Here is an 18,347-nt window from a genome sequence, read left to right as displayed (position 1 = left end):
GTGCGGCCGGCCCCTGGCGCTTAACCTGCCGGAGCGCAGGAACAGCAGTGGCACAATGGGTGCCGTGACCCGAGCTGACAACGTTGACGTACCCGGACTCCTTGTCGACGCCGAGATCGATGATCTCCCGCCGGCGCCCCCCACGGCCCTCCCGGGCGGCCCCCGCAGCCGCCGCGCCCTGGCCTACCTGGGCCTTTGCCTGGTGCTCATCGGCCTGAACCTCCGGACGGTTTTCTCGAGTTTCGCGGCGGTACTTCCGGAAATAACGTCCGACGCCGGCCTGCCGGGCTGGGCGGTGGTGGTGCTCACCACAGTGCCGGTCACCCTCCTGGGCGTTTTCGCGCCGCTTGCCCCGGTTTTGGCGCGCCGGTTCGGCGCGGAACGGGTGCTGCTGGGTGCAATGACGGTGCTCACGGCAGGGCTGTTGCTGCGGCCCGCGGACCTTGGCGGGCTGGTGCCTGGCGCCGGTCATCTGCCCGCGTTGCTGCTGGGGACCGCGGCCTGCGGTGCGGCCATCGCCCTGTGCAACGTCCTGCTCCCCGGGTTGGTGAAACGGGATTTCCCGCACCGGCTGGGCCTCATGGGCGGCCTGTACACCACCGCGATCTGTGCCTCGGCTGCCCTCGGCGCCGGCTTTACGTACCCGGTGTTCACGGCAACGGGGGAGTGGACGGCGGGGCTCTGGTTCTGGGCGCTGCCCGCCGCCGTCGTTCTTCTACTGTTCCTTCCGGTGGCGCTCCGGCAGCACCCCGTCCGGCACCAGGCAGCCGGGGACGGTGTCAACGTGTGGCGGTCGGCGGTGGCCTGGCAGGTGACCATATTTATGGTGCTGCAGGCCATGATGTCCTTCAGCGTGTTCGCGTGGCTGGCTCCGATCCTGCGGGAACGGGGCGTGGACGGCGGCACGGCCGGGCTGATGGTGTCCGCCTCGATCCTGATGCAAATGCTGGGCTCGCTGTTCGCCCCTGCCCTCGCGGCACGGTTCAAAGACCAATGCGCCATCAACGTGGTGGTGGCCCTTATGACCGGCGGCGGCTTCGCGCTGAGCATCTTCGGGCCGCTGGATCTCATCTGGGTGTGGGCCGGGCTGCTGGGGCTGGGGCAGGGGAGCCTGACCGCGGTGGCCCTGACCATGATCATGCTGCGGACCCGCGACGGGCACACCGCCGCGCATCTGTCCGGGATGATGCAGGGCGTGGGCTACGGGGTGGGTTCCACCGGCACGCTGATGGTGGGCCAGCTGCACCAGGCCACCGGATCCTTCACGGCCGCCGGACTGCTCTTCCTGCTGGTGGGCCTGCTGGCCGCAGTGTTCGGCTACCGTGCCGGACGAAACAGGTACATCGGCGCCTAGCCATTCCTCGCTCCGTACCACTTTCGTTGCCGGAACGTAGCAAAGCCGGGTCGGAAATCCTTGACAGGCCATGAGCCGCGCCTTAGATTTGCCGTAACGTGAATCACCTTTCAGGTTCACTCCGGATTTCGCTCGCATCACGTTCAGATTTTGCGGTATTCAACGAAAGGCATCCCGTGAAGGATACAAAGAAGTTCCTGCTCGCCGCCGTTATGGCCACGGGCCTGGCCCTCACTTCCTGCGCCCCCACACCCGGCACCAGCGCCCCTGCAGGCTCCGGCAAGGCCGAGGCCCAGCCGGTGGACGTGGGGATCATCTACTCCAAAACCGGCCCCCTCGCCGCCTACGGTGAAACCTACTACCAGGGCCTGCAGGCGGGAATCGACTACGCAACCGGCGGCACCGGTGAAGTCAACGGCGCCCAGATCAACCTGACCTACGCGGACGACGGCGGCGATCCGGACAAAGCGGTCACGGCAGCCAAGGATTTGATCGGCAAGGGCTACAAGATCATCGGCGGCACGGTGGTCTCCGGCATCGCGCTGAAGCTGGCCGAACAGGCCGCGCAGAACAATGTCCTCTACATCTCCGGCCCCGCGGCCACCGACGCCATCCAGGGCATCAACAAATACACCTTCCGTTCGGGACGCCAGAGCCTCCAGGACGTAGCAACTGCAGGCTCCTTCCTCGATGCCAATGCCAAGAAGGTGGTGGTCTTCGCGCAGGACAACGCCTTCGGCCAGGGCAACGTCGCGGCCGTCAAAGCCGTCCTCGGCGCCAAGGGCGCCACGGTTGACGCTGTCCTGGTTCCTGAAGGGCAGGAACTGACCCCCTTCGCCCGCCAGCTCATCGACGCCAAACCGGACATGATCTTTGTGGCCTGGGCGGGGGCAACCTCCGGCACCATGTGGCAGACCCTCAGCCAGCAGGGCGCCTTCGATGTGGCTCCGGTGGTAACCGGACTCGGCGACGCTTCAACGTTCGGCGCGTACGGCGAGGCGACCTCCAAGATCAGCTTCCTGAGCCATTACTTCCCCGGCGCTTCCGGCACGGAGGTGGAAAAGAAGATGATCGCCGCCGTCGAAAAGGCCGGCCACAAGGCGGATCTCTTCACCCCGGACGGCTTCGTCGCCGGTCAGATGATTGTCCAGGCCATCAAGGAGGGCGGTGCGGATTCCACTGAGCTGATGGTCAAGGCGCTGGAAGGCTTCACCTTCGACGGCCCCAAGGGCAAGGAAACCGTCAGGGCCACGGACCACGTTCTTGAACAGAACATGTACCAGGCCAAGCTGGTGCAGAAGGCCGGCGTCTGGACCCCCGAGCTCGTCGCCGTGGTTCCCGCAGACGACGTGACACCGCCGGAAAAGCAGTAGCGCCGCCCGACTGCCGCCGGCGCGGTGCAGCTCACAACCCGCGCTGCTCAGGAAAGCCCGCCGCTCCGGCGGACACAACGAAGGGTCCAACCATGGATGCCCCAGCCTTAGCCCTGCCTGCCCTCGCGGTGGACAGCCTCGGCCTGCAGATCGGCGGTGCCCGCATCCTCCAGGATGTGAGCTTCGCCGTAGGCGCCGGCGAAATGATCGGCGTGATCGGCCCCAACGGCGCCGGCAAAACCACCCTGTTCAACCTGATCTCGGGGGTGCTGCGGCCTACCCAGGGCAGCATCAGCCTCAACGGCAGGGAGATCACGGCGGCGCCTATCCACCGCAGGGCAAAGGCAGGGCTGGGGCGGACCTTCCAGACCTCCAACCTGTTTCCCCGGCTCAGCGTCCTGGAGAACGTCCGCCTCGCCGCGCAGGCCAAGATGGGCGGCAGCTTCAACCTCCTGCGCTTTCCCTCCGCGTCGGACGAAGCCACCCGGATCGCCCGCGGCACCATCAGCGAAGTGGGGCTAACCGGCCAGCTCACGACGGCGGCGGGGGACCTTTCGCACGGCGAGAAACGCAAGGTGGAAATCGCCGTGCTCCTCGCGACAAATCCTGCCGTGGTCCTTCTCGACGAGCCGATGGCGGGCGTCGCCTCGGGCGATGTCCCGTCGCTGAGCGCGATCATCCGCAGCATGCACCGCGACCGCGGCTGCACCGTGATGATGGTGGAGCACCACATGGATGTGGTCCTGGGCCTGGTGGACCGGGTGGCCGTGATGCACCACGGCAGCCTCCTTGCCCTGGACAGCCCCGACGCCGTGATGGCCGATCCCACCGTTCAAAGTGCCTACCTTGGAGAACCCGTATGACCGCCCCCATCCTCCGGATCCAGGGACTCAACGCCCACATCGCGGGCCAGCAGGTGGTGGAGGATGTGTCCTTCACGGTTCCGGCCACCGGCATCACGGCCCTCCTGGGCCGCAACGGAGTCGGAAAAACCAGCACCATCAAAGCCATCATCGGCCTGATCGACCGCAGCGGCCTGGTGGAACTCGACGGCGTCCGGGTGGAGAAGGAGCCAACCTACAAAATCATCCGCAGCGGCGTGGGCTACGTCCCGGAGGACCGCGAAGTGTTCTCCAAGCTGACGGTCGCCGAGAACCTCCGGCTGGCCGAACGCGACGCCGCGCCGCGGCGGCAGCTCGTGGAGGACCTCTTCCCGGACCTGCTGGCCCGCTCCGGCCAGATGGCCGGCACGCTGTCCGGCGGCCAGCAGCAGATGGTGTCGCTGGCCAGGGCCCTGCTGAACACCAACAAAATCCTCCTTGTGGATGAACCCACCAAGGGTTTGGCCCCGAAGATCGTTGCCGAAGTGGCCGAAACCCTCGCCGAGGCGGCCAGGACCGTCCCCATCCTGCTGGTGGAACAGAACCTGCAGGTGGTCCGCCGGCTCGCCGAAGGTGCCGTGGTCCTCTCCGGCGGCCGCGTGGTCCACACCGGAAATGCGCTGGAGTTCCTCAACGATGACGCGCTGACGCACCGGCTCTTGGGCGTCTCCACCGAGACGGCACCCCCGGCACCCCCGGCACCCCCCGCCGCGCCGGCAGAGAAGGGAGCAGCCCTGTGAGCACCGTGGTCCTCCTGCTGTTCACCGGGCTCGGCCTTGGAGCCCTCTATTTCCTGGTGGCCGCCGGCCTGTCCCTGATCTACGGACTGATGGGCGTGCTGAACTTTGCCCACGGCGCGTTCCTCACCCTAGGCGCCTTCACCGGCTGGGAAATCGCCCGCCGCACCGGCGCCGACAACTGGTGGACGTTCCTGCTGTCCCTGCTGGCGGGGGCGGTGGCCGGAGCCGTGTTCGCCGCGTTCACCGAGTTCGTCCTCATCCGCCGGCTCTACCAGCGGCACATCGAGCAGGTCCTGATCACGGTGGGCCTCTCGCTCGCCGCGGTGGCCCTCTTTGACGGCATCTGGGGCACCGACCCCGTGTTCATCCAGGGCCCTGCCTGGTTCAAGGAAACCACCGAAATCCTGGGTGCCCGCATCCCCAACGACCGGTTCATCTGCATCATCGCCGCCGTCCTGGTGCTGCTGGCCCTGGTCTTCTTCCTGAAGAACACCCGCTACGGCATGATCATCCGGGCCGGCGTGGAGAACCGGTCCATGGTCACCGCGCTCGGCATCGACGTCCGCAAAGCCTTCACCCTCGTGTTCACCATCGGCGGCGCCGCGGCGGGCCTGGGCGGGGTCCTGGCGTCCCACTACTTCGGCTACGTGTCCCCGCTGCTGGGCGGCTCGTTGCTGATCTTCGCCTTCATCGTCACCGTCATCGGCGGACTCGGCTCCCTGACCGGCGCGGCCATCGCCGCCGTGGCTGTCGCGGTGCTGCAGCAGTTCGCCAACTTCTACCTCGGCGGCACCGGCGACTTCGTTGTGGTGCTGGCCCTGGCGCTTGTGCTGCTGTTCCGTCCCTCCGGCCTGCTCGGGAGAACCTCATGACCACCGAAACCGACGCCACCGAAACCCAGGACACCAGCGGCAATCCCGCGGGGCCGGCTACGTCCCGCCGCAACGCAGCCGACGGCGGTGGCCCGCGCCCGCGCCTCACCCGCGGCAGGGTGGTGGGCGCCGCCGTCGGAATTGCGGGAATTGTCCTGCTGGTCCTGCTGCCGCTGCTCAATCTGTCCCTGCCCGGCGTGCTGCCCGGGCCGACCTACACGCCGGGGTCGCTGCAGCTGCTGGCCATGTGCATGCTGATGGCCGCTGCCGCCCTCACGTACCACCTGCTGCTGGGCGTCGCCGGGCTGCTCTCCTTCGGCCATGCCCTGTACTTCGGCGCCGGCGTCTACGGGCTGGCCATCATCCTGCAGAACCTGGACATCCCGCTGCTGCCGGCCATGGGCCTGACGCTGCTGGTGGTGATTGTGCTGGCCCATGTGGTGGGCAGCATCAGCCTGCGGGTCAGCGGCATCCCGTTCGCCATGGTCACCCTGGCCTTCGCGCAGGCCGGATCGGTGGTGGTCGGGAGGAATCCGGAAGGCGTCACCGGTGGCGATGAAGGCCTCACACTGCGCACGGACAACCTGCCGGCGTTCCTGGTGGGAGTGGTCAACACCCGCAACCTCTACTGGCTGGCGCTGGCTGTCCTGGTGGCCGTGTTCATCATTGTCACGTGGGTCCAGTCCTCGCGCGCCGGCCATGTTGCGGCGGCCGTCCGGGAGAACGAGCTCCGCGTCCGCATACTCGGCCTGCAGCCCTATCTGGTCAAACTGCTGATCTTTGTGGTCTCCGCCGTTCTGGTCTGCATCATCGGCATGGTCTTCCTGTTGCTGCAAAGCGGCGCCGTGCCCCGGGCCGTGTCCGCCGACCTCACCATCACCCTGCTGGTCATGGTGGTCCTGGGCGGGGTGGGCTCACGCTGGGGCGCGGTGATCGGCGGCGTCTTTTACACCATCCTGGACCAGCGGCTCACGGCGCTGGCGAACTCTGACGCGATCGATGCGCTCCCGGACATCCTGCGGGTGCCGTTGTCAGAACCGCTGTTCATCCTCGGTACCCTGTTCGTTCTGGTGGTGCTTTTCCTCCCCGGCGGCCTGACGGGAACCGCCCAGCGGCTGGCACAGCGCCGCAGCCGTCGCGGCGGGGACCGGGTACAGAAGTCCCGGGAAATCCTGGAGGAGGCCGCATGACCGGCACCAGCGGGCCGGGCCACGCGGACGGGCTGCACACCCTGGGCCGCTGGACCACGGACCGCAGCCTCGCCACGCCGCACCGGATCGCCATCGACGACCGCGGGCTCACCCTGACCTACGCCGAACTGGAACGGCGGGCGGCCAACCTCGCGGCAGCATTCCGGGCCGCCGGTTACGTTACTGGCGACAGGATCGCCACCCTGACCGGCAACAGCTCGGACCACGTGGTGGCCTTCTTCGCCTGCGCCAAGGCCGGGCTGGTGCTGGTGCCGCTCTCGTGGCGGCTCTCGCCCCGCGAACTCTCCGCCCAGCTTGGCCTGGCGGATCCGCAGCTGCTGCTGGTGGAAGATGACCTGGACGCCCTGGCCGCCGCGGCGTGCTCGCTGCTGCCCCAACCGCCACGGACCGCGGCGCCCGGCCCCGGCGGCGTCGAAAAGTCCGTGCCCGCACCGACGCGCCTGCTCCGCCCGGAGATGGTTCCAGCGGAACCCGCCAGGGCAGTGCGCGACGACGACGCCCTCCTGATGATCTTCACTTCCGGCACCGAGGGGGCCAGCAAGGCCGCCGTGCTGACCCACGCGAACTGCTTCTGGACGAACCTCTCGCTCTCCCGGACCCTGGACATGGCCAGCACCGACGTTGTCCTGGCCGTCCTGCCCCAGTTCCATGTGGGCGGCTGGAACATCCAGCCGCTGCTGGCCTGGTGGGCCGGTGCCACAGTGGTCCTGGAACGGGGTTTCGAACCGGGCCGGGTGCTCCAACTCATCGCCGAGCGCCGGGTGACCATGCTGATGGGCGTCCCCACCCAGTACCGGATGCTGGCCGAGCACCCGGACTTCGCACAGAGCGACCTCAGCAACCTGCGCCATGCCGTGGTGGGCGGCGCGCCCATGCCGGCGCCGCTGCTGCGGATCTGGCACCGCCGGGGCGTGGCCCTTAGCCAGGGTTACGGGCTCACGGAGGCCTCGCCCAACGTGCTGTGCCTGGCCAACGAGGACGCCGAACGAATGGTGGGCTACTCCGGCAAGGCGTACCCGCACGTGGCCGTCGCGGTTGCCGATCCGGTCACCGGCGAAGTGCTCGACGGCGCCGCCACCGGCGAGTTGCTGGTGGCAGGACCCGGCGTGTTCGCCGGATATTTCCGCGACCCTGCCGCGACGGCGGCCGTGCTCGCCGGCGGCTGGCTGCACACCGGTGACCTGGTGGAACGCGACGCCGACGGGTACATCCGGGTGGTGGACCGGCTCAAGGACATCTACATTTCCGGCGGCGAAAACGTTGCCCCGGCCGAGGTTGAGGCGGTCCTGCTGGCCCACCCCGCCGTGGCACAGGCCGCCGTCGTGGGTGTCCAGGATGAGCGCTGGGGCGAAACCGGAGCGGCCTTTGTGGTGGTGCGCGCCGGTATGGCCACGGATGAGCAGGAACTGCTCGAGCACTGTGCCGCCCAGCTGTCCGCCGTCAAGGTCCCCGCCACCATCTCGATGGTCGGGACCCTGCCCCGCACGGCGCTGAACAAGGTGCTGCGCGCCAGGCTGCGGCAGGAACTCGCCGGCCGCGCACCGGCTGCGCACGCGGAAGGCGGCCGGCCATGAGCGCCCAGCCACGCACCGCCAGGGGCACCCGGACCAAAGCCAAACTGCTGGAAGCCGCCGAAGCGGTGTTTGCCTCCGTGGGCTATCACGAAGCCTCGATCGTCAAGATCACTGAAGAGGCCGGCGTCGGGCTCGGAACCTTTTACCTGTACTTCGACGGCAAGCAGGCCATTTTTGACGAGGTGGTGGAGGACCTCAACCGGCGGGTCCGGCATGCCATGACCGACGCCGCCCGCAACGCCGGTACCCGGATTGAGGCCGAACGTGCCGGCTTCCGGGCGTTCTTCCGGTTCACGGCGCAGCACCCGGCGCTGTACCGGATCATCCGCCAGGCCGAGTTCGTTTCCCCCGGCGCCCTGCGGCTGCACTACACGCGCATTGTGGACGGCTACATTGCCGGACTTAAGGCTGCCCAGCTCACCGGCGAGGTCCGGGACATGGATCCCACTGTTGCCGCCTGGGCGCTGATGGGCATCGGTGAACTGATCGGCATGCGCTGGGTGCTCTGGGATGAAGAAGGCACCGATCCGGTCCCGGGCGCCCGTCCGGACGTTCCGGAGGACGTGTTCGAGGAAATGATGCAGTTCATCGAACGGGCCCTCGCGCCCACCCCAGATTCCACCCCGCTCCAGGAAGGGAAAGCCCCATGACGCAAGCAGCCAACGGCACCGGCTACCGGACCACCGACGTCGAGGTCCGCGGCGGCACCCTGCACACCGCACTGTGGGGCCCGGACGATCCCGTGGCGCCCACCATCCTGGCCGTCCACGGCGTTACGGCCTCGCATAAGGCATGGCCGTACCTGGCCGAGGCCCTGCCCGGGGTCCGGATCATCGCTCCCGACCTGCGGGGCCGCGGCCGCAGCAACATGCTGCCCGGGCCTTACGGGATGCCCACACATGCGCAGGACCTGGCCGCCGTCCTGGCCGCGCTCACCACGGGGCCGGTGGTGGTTGTCGGGCATTCCATGGGCGCCTTTGCCGCGCTGGTCCTCGCGAACCTGTTCCCCGAGCGGGTTCGTTCGCTGGTCCTGGTGGACGGCGGGCTGCCGCTGCAGGTGCCCGCCGGAATCTCGGACGAGGACGTGGTGGCCGCAGTACTGGGGCCGGCCGCCGAACGCCTGAACTCCACGTTCCCCAGCCGTGAGGTCTACCGGTCCTTCTGGCGGCAGCACCCGGCGTTCAGCGCGGACTGGACCCCGCTGGTGGAGGACTATGTGGACTACGACCTGACGGGGGAGGAGCCGGACCTGAAGCCGGCCACCCGCTACGAGGCCATGGCGGAGGACACCGCCGAGCTCCACCGGGGCGCATCGCTCCTTAAGGCGCTGGATGAGCTGGCCGTCGACGCCCAGGTGCTCCGGGCGCCGCGCGGCCTCCTCAACGAGCCCGCCGCCCTGTACTCGCCCGGCTATCTTGAGGACTGGGCGGAGAAGCTGCCGACCCTCCGCGTCCGGGAGGTGCCGGACGTCAACCATTACACGATTGTCATGGGCAAGGCGGGGGCCCGGGCCGTGGCGGAGAGTGTGCAGGAGGCCCTGGCGGTACGCTGAAACGTGCGAGACTCCACCCTCCCCTCAACGGGGACCACCGCCGGGATCCTGCAGCGGCCGTACCTGTGGGTGACCATCGGCGCGTGCTCCCTGGTGTTCCTGGCGGCGTTCGAATCGCTGGCGGTGACCACCATCATGCCCGTGGTCAGCCGCGAGCTGAACGGCGCCAGCCTGTACGCGCTGGCCTTTGCCGGGCCCATGGCCACCGGGGTTATCGGGATGGTGGCGGCCGGCAACTGGTCCGACCGCCGGGGACCCACCCTGCCGCTTTACGCCTCCGTGGCCCTGTTCATGCTGGGCCTGATCATCGCCGGCACCGCCGTGTCCATGCCCGTGCTGGTGGCGGGCCGGCTGGTGCAGGGGCTGGGCGGCGGGGCCCTGACCGTGGCGCTCTATGTGGTGGTGGCCCGGGTCTACCCTGCAACCCTGCACCCGGGCATCTTCGCCGCCTTCTCCGCCGCGTGGGTCATTCCGTCGCTGGTGGGGCCCTTCGCGGCAGGCATCGTGGCGCAGGTCCTGAGCTGGCACTGGGTGTTCCTCGGCGTGGTGGGGCTGGTGGTGCCTGCGCTGGTCATGATCGTCCCGGTGCTCCGCGGCATGGACGGCCAGCCCGAACAGGCAACCCTCCCGCCCTGGGCCGTGGGCCGGATCGCCTGGGCTGCGCTCGCCGCGCTCGCCGTCCTGGGCCTGAACCTCTCCGCGGACGTGACCGTTGCGGGCTTCCCCGCAACCCCGGCGCTCCTGGCCGCGGCCGCCGTTGTCATTGCCTTGATTGCCGTGCGCCCGCTGGTGCCCCGGGGAACGCTGCTCGCACGCCGCGGCCTGCCGAGTGTGATCCTGACGCGCGGGCTGGCCGCCGCTTCGTTTTTCGGTGCCGAGGTCTACCTGCCCTACCTGCTGATCGACCAATACGCATTTGCGCCGACGTTCGCCGGACTGGCACTGACCGCAGGTGCGGTGGCGTGGGCCGGTGCCGCCGCCATCCAGGGCCGGCTCGGCGGCCGGCTGCAGCACCGAGCCGCCGTGCGCATCGGCTCACTGCTGGTGCTGGCCGCCATCATGCTCACGCTGGCGACGGCGGCACTCCACTGGCCTGCCGTCGTCGCGATTGCCGGCTGGACCTTCGCCGGCGGCGGCATGGGGCTGCTCTATCCGCGGCTCAGTGTCATGACACTGGCGCTGTCCACGAAGGAGAACGAGGGCTTCAACAGTTCGGCCATGTCCATCGGGGATTCGCTGGGCGGCGCGCTCTCCCTGGCTACCACCGGAATCGTCTTCGCGGCATTTACGACGACGGCGGAATCGTTCGCGGGAGTGTTCGCCCTGACGGCCGTGCTCGCCGTCGCCGCGGTGGCCGTGGCGCCGCGGGTGGGGAGCGCCGGGAAGGCGGCGCGGCCGCCTCAGTAGTCAGGCGAGGCGGGTGGCGCGGAGCACGGTATCGGCGATCACGACCTCCTGGCCGTCCGGGCCCGTGGCCGGCCGGTCCCGCGTGGTGCTGACCTCCACCTGCCAGTCAGGGGACTTGATGCCAAGCTCCTGCACGAGCTGCTCCGGGGAGTAGAACATGTCCGGGTGGGTGTGGTTTCCCCACGGCGGCAGGCGGTGGGGGTGGTGACCCACAATCAGCAGCGTGCCGCCCGGCTTGACCGCGGCAGCCGCGGTCCGCAGTGCCGTCGGCCACACCAGCTGGGGACCGTGCAGGAAATGGGAGGACACGAGATCGTACTTCTCGGTGGGGTGCCACGCTTCCAGGTCGCACTGTTCCCAGTGGATGCGGCTGGCAATGGCGCCGGGGCCGGCATGCACGCTCTCGCGGTCCAGGGCGTCCTGTTCGTGCCTCGCCGCGCGTTCCAGGGCCACGGCGGAAACGTCGACGGCGGTGACGGTCCAGCCCCGCTGCGCGAGCCAGATGGCGTCGGCGCCCTCGCCGCATCCCAGGTCAAGTGCCTTGCCCGGCCGCAGCCCGTCGCCTTCGCGGACCAGCTGGGCGTTGGGTTTGCCGCTCCAGATCTGCGGCTTGCTGCCGTATCTTTCGTCCCAGGCCTCAGCGGCGCTTTGCTGCCGCTGGTCGCCTTGGCGGGTGTCGCCGTCGTGCGTTCCGTGGTGATGGCCCTCGCCCTGTGCAGTCATGCCCCAAGCCTGCCCCGGCCCGGCGTGGAAGGCAACGGTCCGGGCGGCGCATCCCCCCAACTGAGTAGCGCTATGTGTCGTTTTGAGGGGTCAAAACGACACATAGCGCTACCTACATGGGCGGGTGCGCCGGGCAGGAATCGGGGCTCCGGCCGACGGGATGCTATGCTTAGGGAACTTGATGTGCAGTGATGCCCGCTTGCTCCCGGATCTGTGGATTCCCTGATGTGTGGAGTCCCAATTGTTTGGGAAGCGGGTTTTTTCATGTGAGAGGCACATCCTGCGTCGATGAACGCGTTCCATTTGGTCCCGTCAGCCGCCCCGATATGGGCAGCAGCCCGGTTGATCACCTGAATTTTCTTCGGCGAAACCCTTGAGCCAACCGGCATCGGGGGCCGATATCCACCTGGATACCGCCTGAAAGACCTTGAATCTATGACTACTTTTGCTGCCCTCGGCACGCCCAAAGAACTTGCCGAGACCCTCACAGCCCAGGGAATCGTTGAGCCATTCCCCATCCAGGTCAAGACCCTCCCGGACACCCTGGCCGGACGCGACGTCCTGGGCCGCGGCCGTACCGGCTCCGGAAAGACCATCGCTTTCGCCATCCCGCTTGTAGCAAGACTCGCTGAGCGGGAAGCAAAGCACTTCCGGAAGCCCGGCCGCCCCATGGGCCTGGTCCTTGCACCGACCCGCGAACTGGCCACCCAGATCAATGCCACCATCGAGCCGATGGCCAAGGCCATGGGCCTGAACACCACCGTGATCTACGGCGGCATCTCCCAGGCCCGTCAGGAAAAGGCCCTGCGCGCCGGCGTCGACATCGTCATTGCCTGCCCGGGCCGCCTGGAGGACCTCATCCGCCAGCGCATCCTGACCCTCGAAGCCGTTGAGGTCACCGTCCTGGACGAGGCCGACCACATGGCCGACCTCGGCTTTCTGCCCGTGGTCAAGAAGCTCATGGACATGACCCCCAGCCAGGGCCAGCGCCTGCTGTTCTCCGCCACCCTGGACAACGGCGTGGACAAGATCGTCCAGCGCTACCTGTCCAACCCGCTGACCCACTCGGTGGATGACCCGCAGGCAGCGGTGACCACCATGGAGCACCACGTGCTGGTGGTCAACGATCAGACCGTCAAGAAGCAGGTTCTTGTCGAGCTCGCCTCCGGTGCCGGCCGCCGCGTACTTTTCATGCGGACCAAGCACCACGCCCGCAAGCTCGCCAAGACCCTGACCGACGCCGGGATCCCCGCCGTCGATCTGCACGGCAACCTTTCGCAGAACGCCCGTGACCGCAACCTGGCTGAGTTCTCCTCCGGTGAAGTTCGCGTCCTGGTGGCCACCGACGTCGCCGCCCGCGGCGTCCACGTGGACGACGTCGAGCTGGTCATCCACGTCGATCCGCCCACAGAGCACAAGGCATACCTGCACCGCTCAGGCCGTACCGCCCGCGCAGGTTCGGACGGCACCGTGGTTACGCTGACCCTCCCGGAGCAGCAGTCCGACGTCAAGAAGCTCATGAAGGCTGCCGGCGTCGAGGTCAACTTCGAGCGTGTCACCGCCAACTCCCCGCTGGTTGCTGAACTCGTGGGCGAAATGGCCGACAAGATCGATCCCCGCACCCGTGCGGCACTGCTGGCCACCAAGGCCAAGCAGCAGGGCGGCGGCGCCTCCACCGGTGCCAACGCCGAGCGCAAGCGCGCCCGCCGCAGTGGCCAGGCCGCTCCGACGGCCGGCGGCCGCGGTGGACGTGGCGGACGCGGACGTGTCTCCACCGAGGCTCCCCGCACCGATCTGCCCCGTGCCGAGCGCCGCGCGGTGGCCTACGAAGGACGGACCGAGGCACGCGCCGCGTTTGATCGCGTAGCCGAGCAGAATGAGGACCGCGCCATTGCGGCCGCAGCTGCACGCCGCAACGCCCGTGGCACCACTGCGTCGACGCACCGCAACGACGTCCCCGGGGCAGGTGGCCGTGCATCGGCTGGCCGCGGTTCAGACGGACGCAGCACTGAGGGTCGCACCGATTCCCGCATCACCCGCAGCGACGCTCCCCGCGGCGGAACCGGACGTCCGGCTTCCTCCGGCCGCCCGGCGTCGTCCGGCGGACAGCGCAACGGCCGTCCGGCAACGGGCCAGCGCGCAGCCGGCGCCCGCACTGCCGGCGCAGGCGCAGGTGCCCGGACCGGCGGGTCAGGCCAGCGCTCCGCAGGCGCGGGTGCAGCCGGCGGCAACAAGGCTGTCTGGTCCTCCAACACCGGTGGCACGTCCGGTGGCTCCTACGCAGGCGGCGGCAACGGCCGTTCCGGCGAAGGCCGTCCGGCCCGCAGCGGCCCCCGCCGCGCGTCGGCTCCGGCTTCAAACGATCGCCGCAGCCGCTAGCTCCCCAACCGCCCCCTAACCTCGCAAGCTCGGTCAGGGAACCCGGCGGTCGTGGGCCCCGGCTCAAACACCATCGAGTGCTGCGTAAACGCCGTTTAGAAGGTTCATAACGGCAGTTACGCAGCACTCGATGCGTGGTTTAACGCTGTTTACCAGCCGCGGGCGCGCCACTCTTCCAAGTGCGGGCGTTCCGCGCCGAGGGTGGTGGGATTGCCGTGGCCGGGGTGCACCACGGTGTCGTCCGGGTAAACATCGAACAGCCGCTCGCTGACGTCGCTGATCAGCTGGTTAAACCGTTCCGGATCCTTCTGGGTGTTGCCCACGCCGCCGGGGAAGAGTGAATCCCCGGAGAAGATGTGGGCGGGCCCGGCCGGATCCTGGTAGACCAGGGCCACTGAGCCGGGGGTGTGCCCTCGCAGGTGCACGGCAGTCACGTCGAAACCTTCGAAGTTGCCCACGCTCCCGTGGTCCAGCAGGACATCCACCTTCACCGGCAGCTCCGGGGCGTCGTCTGTCCCGGCCGCTGTCCGCACACCGGTCGCTTCCACCAGGGCAGGCAACGCGCGGACGTGGTCCCAGTGCTGGTGCGTGGTGACAATCAGTTTCAGTGTGGGCGTTGCGGCGGTGTCCGCGGCAGCGTCCCGCAGCAGCGCCTGGATGGCCGGAAGGTCATCCGCGGCATCAATCAGCAGCTGCGCCCCGGACTCCTTGGCGGTCAGCAGGTAAACATTGTTATCCATCTCGCTGACCGATATCCGGCGGATGGTGATGTCCCGTAAGTCGTGAATGAGCGTGTCCATGGGCACCAGTTTATTCACGCCCCTCGGACACCCAGCCCGGATCCGCCGAGCGGGAACCGACGACGGCGTCCGCGGCCTGATCCAGCGCGTTCAGTTGCGTCGGGGTCAGGTCGAGGGCGAGGGCACCCAGGTTTTCATCGATCCGGTGCGTTTTGCGCGTGCCGGGGATGGGGACCACCGGCAGCCCCAACCGCTTTCCCTGGGCCAGCAGCCATGCGAGCGCTACCTGCGCCGGGGTAGCGGACAGTTCCGTGGCCACGGCCTGGACCGCCGCCACCACGGCCTGGTTCGCGTCCGCGGCATCCGCTGCGAAACGGGGGATCCGGCGTCGGAAGTCCTTTGCTCCGAGGCTGGAAGCGTCCACGGTGCCGGTGAGGAATCCCCGGCCCAGGGGCGAATACGGCACAAAACCCACGCCCAGTCCGGCGGCGGCAGGAACAACGTTGCGTTCCACGTCGCGGCTCCAGATGGACCATTCGCTTTGGACTGCGGCGATCGGATGGACCGCGTGGGCTTCAGCCAGCTCCTGTGCGGTCACCTCAGACAGGCCAAGGTGTTTGACCTTGCCTTGCTGCACAAGCCCCGCCATGGCCTCCACGGTTTCCACTATCGGAACGCGGAGGTCACGGCGGTGCATGTAGTAGAGGTCGATCACGTCCGTGCCGAGGCGCTTGAGGCTGGCGTCCACGGCCTGCCGGACGTAGGCGGCGTCGCCCCGGATGTCCGTGTAGCCGTCCGTGGGGGTGCCCACGAGGCCGAACTTGGTGGCGAGCTGAACCTCCTGACGCCTTTCCTTGAGCAATTTCGCGATGAGTTCCTCATTACCGCCCCCGCCATAGATGTCCGCGGTGTCAATGAAGCTGACCCCGGCGTCCACGGCATGGTGCAGGGTCCTGAGGGCCTCGTCCTGGTCAACATCGCCGTACACGGGCGTGAGGGCCATGCCGCCGAAGCCCAGGGGGCTGACGTTGAGGCCGTCGCCAAGGTGAACTGATGGTGCGGTCATGCGCGTGCTCCGTTCCTTGAGGAATCCTGCAGTGTGCTGGTGCGTGTGTCAGCCAAGAACCCCGTGTGTGGCGTCAGTATTCCGGGGTGCCGCTCATCGAGGGGCGGGATCTCGCCGCTCCGGCGCCGTCTTAGCGCCGGGATCTCGCCGTTCGACGCCGGGAAATCAGGCCCACGGGATGATCCGGTCCGCCGCGGGGCGGGTGGCTTCGATGAGCCGTGCGTTTGCCGCATCCGGACCCGAAGCCCAGGCTTCCGCGGCGCCGCGTTCCATGCCGAACTCCACATGCCGGCCCACCAGCCGGGCCAGCCTGACCGCGGGTGGCGTGTCCATGAACCAGACCTCGTCCAACTGTGCCCGGACGTCCTTCCACTCAGGCGTGTCCGCGAGCAGGTAGTTCCCCTCGGTGATCACCAAGGAAGCTGAGGCGGGGACGGCGATGGACGCGGCCACGGGTTCATCCAGGGTGCGTCGGAACTCCGGCGCGTAAACCACTTCCTCGTCCCGCCGCACCAGGCGCCGCAACAGGGACAGGTAGCCGCCGACGTCGAACGTGTCCATGGCACCCTTGCGTTGCCGCAGCGGTGTCCCATCGATGATGGCGTTGCCCAGATGGAAGCCGTCCATCGGCACCACCACGGCAACCTCAGGGCCAAACTCCTGCTGCAGGCGGGCGGCGAACGTGGACTTGCCCGAGCCGGGCGCCCCGGTGATGCCCAGCAGGGTGCGGTGGCCGCCATCGAGCCTGTGCCTCAGGGCGCCGATCGCCGCAAAGATTTCGGGGGAATCCATGGCAAAAGCCTAGCCCGGGCGCCGGGCCTCGCGACGTCCGGCGTCAAGAACGGGAAGACTCAGCAGGGGGCCTGGGGGCGGCCGCCAGGTCAGCGCCGCCCTTCGCATCAGCGGGCAACGATTTCAGCCCCGCGGCGCAGCCCACAATCCCGGCGATGAACAGCACTTTCAGCAGGCTGAAGGGCTCGACGCCGGTGGCCATCGCCCAGCCAACCGTCAACGCCGCCCCGATTCCCACCCAGACGGCGTACGCGGTGCCGAGCGGAATGCTGCGGATGGCCAGGCCCAGCCCGATCATGCTCAGCGTGGACGCCACCGCGAAAACCACGGTGGGCAGGGGAACCGTGAAACCGTTGGACAGCCCCAACGCGGTGGCCCAGACAGCCTCAAGGAGGGCAGAGCCAAGCAGCAGCAGCCACGCAACGGAACGCGTGCTCATCACGCCACCACCTTCAGGCCAACCACGCACGCGGCGATGCCGGTGAGCAGCAGGAGGCGCGCCGTCGTCGGACGTTCTGCCTTGGTGACCATGGCGTACGCGGAGGTCAGCACCACGCCCACACCCACCCAGACGGCGTACGCGGTACCGGTGGGGATGGACTGCATGGCGAGGGCGAGGCCGGCCATGCTGGCGAGGACCGAGGCCAGGAAGAGGACGGCGGGGACGATGCGGCGCCGGCCTGTTGATTCGAAGGTCCGGTGCAGGGCCGCTGCCCAGACGGCCTCCAGCGACCCGGAAAGAATGAGGATTAACCACGACATGACAGATCCTTTGGCCAGTCTTGTCGCGTGCCGGGTACTGAACCGTCGTCCGGAGGCCCGTTTGCAGGGCCTTGCTTTTCAGGGTAGCAAACCGCGACGGCGGGTGCCCGGGCAAGTAGGTAGCACTATGTGTCGTTTTGGGCCCTCAAAACGACACATAGTGCTACCCAGTTGGGGTGGCGGGACCCACCTTTAGCCCGCCACGCGGTCGATCGACACCACGGCCAGGAAGCCGCGGCCCAGGATCTCGGGGGAGCGGGTATCGGAACCGACGACGGCGTCATAACGGTTGAGTGCCTCGGGTGCGGACGCTTCCGCAGTACCGGAACCGTCGGAAGCCCCCGCAGCGTCGGAAGCATCCGCAGCGTCGGCATCTTCCGCAGCGCCGGAAGCCCCCGCAGCGCCCGGGCTGACCGTGGCCTGCCCCTGCAACAGCACGGCGAGCTGGCCCGCGAAGACCGGATGCGCGCGCTTCTTGGACAGTTCGATGATGGACGTGAAGCCCTTGAAGGAACCGGTGCGGGTGATGACGTTGAGGTCCCGGATATCGCCGGTTGGCAGGGCGCCGTGCGCAGCCGCGTCACCGGAGAATCTGAAGGGCCGGTACTTTTCCAGGGGATGCTCGGCGCCGTCAAGGGTGAGCAGGAGCAGTTCGCCGTCCACCACGGTCAGCACCCGCTCCATGCCGGGGAATGCCGAGAAATCCCCGGCCTTGGTGACATCGGCGATGCTGACGCGCCAGTCCCAGGCGCCGTCCTGCGCCGAAGCTGCCTTGGGATGGCTGGCCAGTTCGCGGGATACCCCGCCGCCGTTGCGCCACGGTTCGGACCTGAGTTCTGCGAAGCGGATGATCTCCATTCGTCCAGCCTAGTTCGTTGGGCAGGTTCGCCCGGCAGGCTGCCCGGGTGCGTGGCATGCTGG

Annotated in this window: 18 protein-coding genes and 1 riboswitch; of the genes, 11 read left to right on the top strand and 7 right to left on the bottom strand. The window is 68.4% G+C overall.

Going from position 1 to position 18,347, the window contains the following annotated elements; all coding sequences use genetic code 11:
* Positions 1-64 precede the first annotated feature (64 nt).
* From SBP01_RS17885 to SBP01_RS17840, 10 genes are all read left to right on the top strand, one after another.
* Positions 65-1,354, top strand: a complete 1,290-nt coding sequence (locus tag SBP01_RS17885; protein ID WP_320536764.1) for an MFS transporter — start codon at positions 65-67, stop codon at positions 1,352-1,354.
* A gap of 176 nt (positions 1,355-1,530) precedes the next feature.
* Entirely contained in the window at positions 1,531-2,727 is a 1,197-nt protein-coding gene (locus tag SBP01_RS17880; protein WP_275214798.1) for a substrate-binding domain-containing protein, read from the top strand.
* 92 nt (positions 2,728-2,819) lie between these two features.
* A complete protein-coding gene (locus SBP01_RS17875; RefSeq protein ID WP_275214799.1) occupies positions 2,820-3,590 on the top strand; it encodes an ABC transporter ATP-binding protein in 771 nt (256 codons plus the stop codon).
* Positions 3,587-4,348, top strand: coding sequence for an ABC transporter ATP-binding protein (locus tag SBP01_RS17870; protein WP_320536763.1), 762 nt, complete (start codon positions 3,587-3,589; stop codon positions 4,346-4,348). The genes SBP01_RS17875 and SBP01_RS17870 overlap by 4 nt, the downstream gene beginning before the upstream one ends.
* A complete protein-coding gene (locus SBP01_RS17865; protein ID WP_275214801.1) occupies positions 4,345-5,220 on the top strand; it encodes a branched-chain amino acid ABC transporter permease in 876 nt (291 codons plus the stop codon). The genes SBP01_RS17870 and SBP01_RS17865 overlap by 4 nt, the downstream gene beginning before the upstream one ends.
* A complete protein-coding gene (locus SBP01_RS17860) occupies positions 5,217-6,410 on the top strand; it encodes a branched-chain amino acid ABC transporter permease (RefSeq protein WP_320536762.1) in 1,194 nt (397 codons plus the stop codon). Before SBP01_RS17865 ends, SBP01_RS17860 begins: the two co-directional genes overlap by 4 nt.
* Entirely contained in the window at positions 6,407-8,005 is a 1,599-nt protein-coding gene (locus SBP01_RS17855; protein ID WP_320536761.1) for a class I adenylate-forming enzyme family protein, read from the top strand. The genes SBP01_RS17860 and SBP01_RS17855 overlap by 4 nt, the downstream gene beginning before the upstream one ends.
* On the top strand, positions 8,002-8,655 hold the full coding sequence (locus SBP01_RS17850; protein WP_275214804.1) for a TetR/AcrR family transcriptional regulator: 654 nt from the start codon (positions 8,002-8,004) through the stop codon (positions 8,653-8,655). Before SBP01_RS17855 ends, SBP01_RS17850 begins: the two co-directional genes overlap by 4 nt.
* Complete coding sequence (locus SBP01_RS17845; protein ID WP_320536760.1) at positions 8,652-9,557, top strand: alpha/beta hydrolase; 906 nt, start codon at positions 8,652-8,654, stop codon at positions 9,555-9,557. The genes SBP01_RS17850 and SBP01_RS17845 overlap by 4 nt, the downstream gene beginning before the upstream one ends.
* Positions 9,558-9,560: 3 nt before the next feature.
* Positions 9,561-10,964: an MFS transporter gene (locus SBP01_RS17840; RefSeq protein ID WP_320536758.1), complete on the top strand. Its 1,404-nt coding sequence runs from the start codon at positions 9,561-9,563 to the stop codon at positions 10,962-10,964.
* On the opposite strand, the gene SBP01_RS17835 is transcribed toward SBP01_RS17840, so the two are convergent.
* Complete coding sequence (locus SBP01_RS17835; RefSeq protein WP_320536757.1) at positions 10,965-11,687, bottom strand: methyltransferase domain-containing protein; 723 nt, start codon at positions 11,685-11,687, stop codon at positions 10,965-10,967.
* A gap of 435 nt (positions 11,688-12,122) precedes the next feature.
* On the opposite strand from SBP01_RS17835, the gene SBP01_RS17830 reads away from it, so the two are divergent.
* A complete protein-coding gene (locus SBP01_RS17830; RefSeq protein WP_320536756.1) occupies positions 12,123-14,066 on the top strand; it encodes a DEAD/DEAH box helicase in 1,944 nt (647 codons plus the stop codon).
* Positions 14,067-14,215: 149 nt separating this feature from the next.
* Here the strand turns inward: SBP01_RS17830 and SBP01_RS17825 are convergent, their stop codons facing one another.
* From SBP01_RS17825 to SBP01_RS17800, 6 genes are all read right to left on the bottom strand, one after another.
* Positions 14,216-14,866, bottom strand: coding sequence for an MBL fold metallo-hydrolase (locus SBP01_RS17825; protein ID WP_275214810.1), 651 nt, complete (start codon positions 14,864-14,866; stop codon positions 14,216-14,218).
* A 10-nt stretch (positions 14,867-14,876) separates the two neighbouring features.
* Positions 14,877-15,872: an aldo/keto reductase gene (locus SBP01_RS17820; RefSeq protein WP_275214811.1), complete on the bottom strand. Its 996-nt coding sequence runs from the start codon at positions 15,870-15,872 to the stop codon at positions 14,877-14,879.
* 165 nt (positions 15,873-16,037) lie between these two features.
* Entirely contained in the window at positions 16,038-16,664 is a 627-nt protein-coding gene (locus SBP01_RS17815; RefSeq protein WP_320536754.1) for a nucleoside/nucleotide kinase family protein, read from the bottom strand.
* 43 nt (positions 16,665-16,707) lie between these two features.
* Positions 16,708-17,103 (bottom strand): DMT family transporter, encoded by a 396-nt coding sequence (locus tag SBP01_RS17810; RefSeq protein ID WP_320536752.1) that lies wholly within the window; start codon positions 17,101-17,103, stop codon positions 16,708-16,710.
* Positions 17,103-17,426, bottom strand: a complete 324-nt coding sequence (locus SBP01_RS17805) for a DMT family transporter (protein ID WP_320536751.1) — start codon at positions 17,424-17,426, stop codon at positions 17,103-17,105. Before SBP01_RS17805 ends, SBP01_RS17810 begins: the two co-directional genes overlap by 1 nt.
* 9 nt (positions 17,427-17,435) lie before the next feature.
* Positions 17,436-17,501, bottom strand: a riboswitch (guanidine-III (ykkC-III) riboswitch).
* Positions 17,502-17,618: 117 nt separating this feature from the next.
* Entirely contained in the window at positions 17,619-18,284 is a 666-nt protein-coding gene (locus SBP01_RS17800) for a HutD family protein (RefSeq protein WP_320536750.1), read from the bottom strand.
* Positions 18,285-18,347 lie beyond the last annotated feature (63 nt).

Source organism: Pseudarthrobacter sp. IC2-21 (genome assembly GCF_034048115.1).
In the GTDB taxonomy this organism is placed as follows: Bacteria; Actinomycetota; Actinomycetes; order Actinomycetales; family Micrococcaceae; genus Arthrobacter; species Arthrobacter naphthalenicus.
Note: the sequence above shows the minus strand (reverse complement) of the source record. Positions and strands in the feature narration are given on the sequence as shown.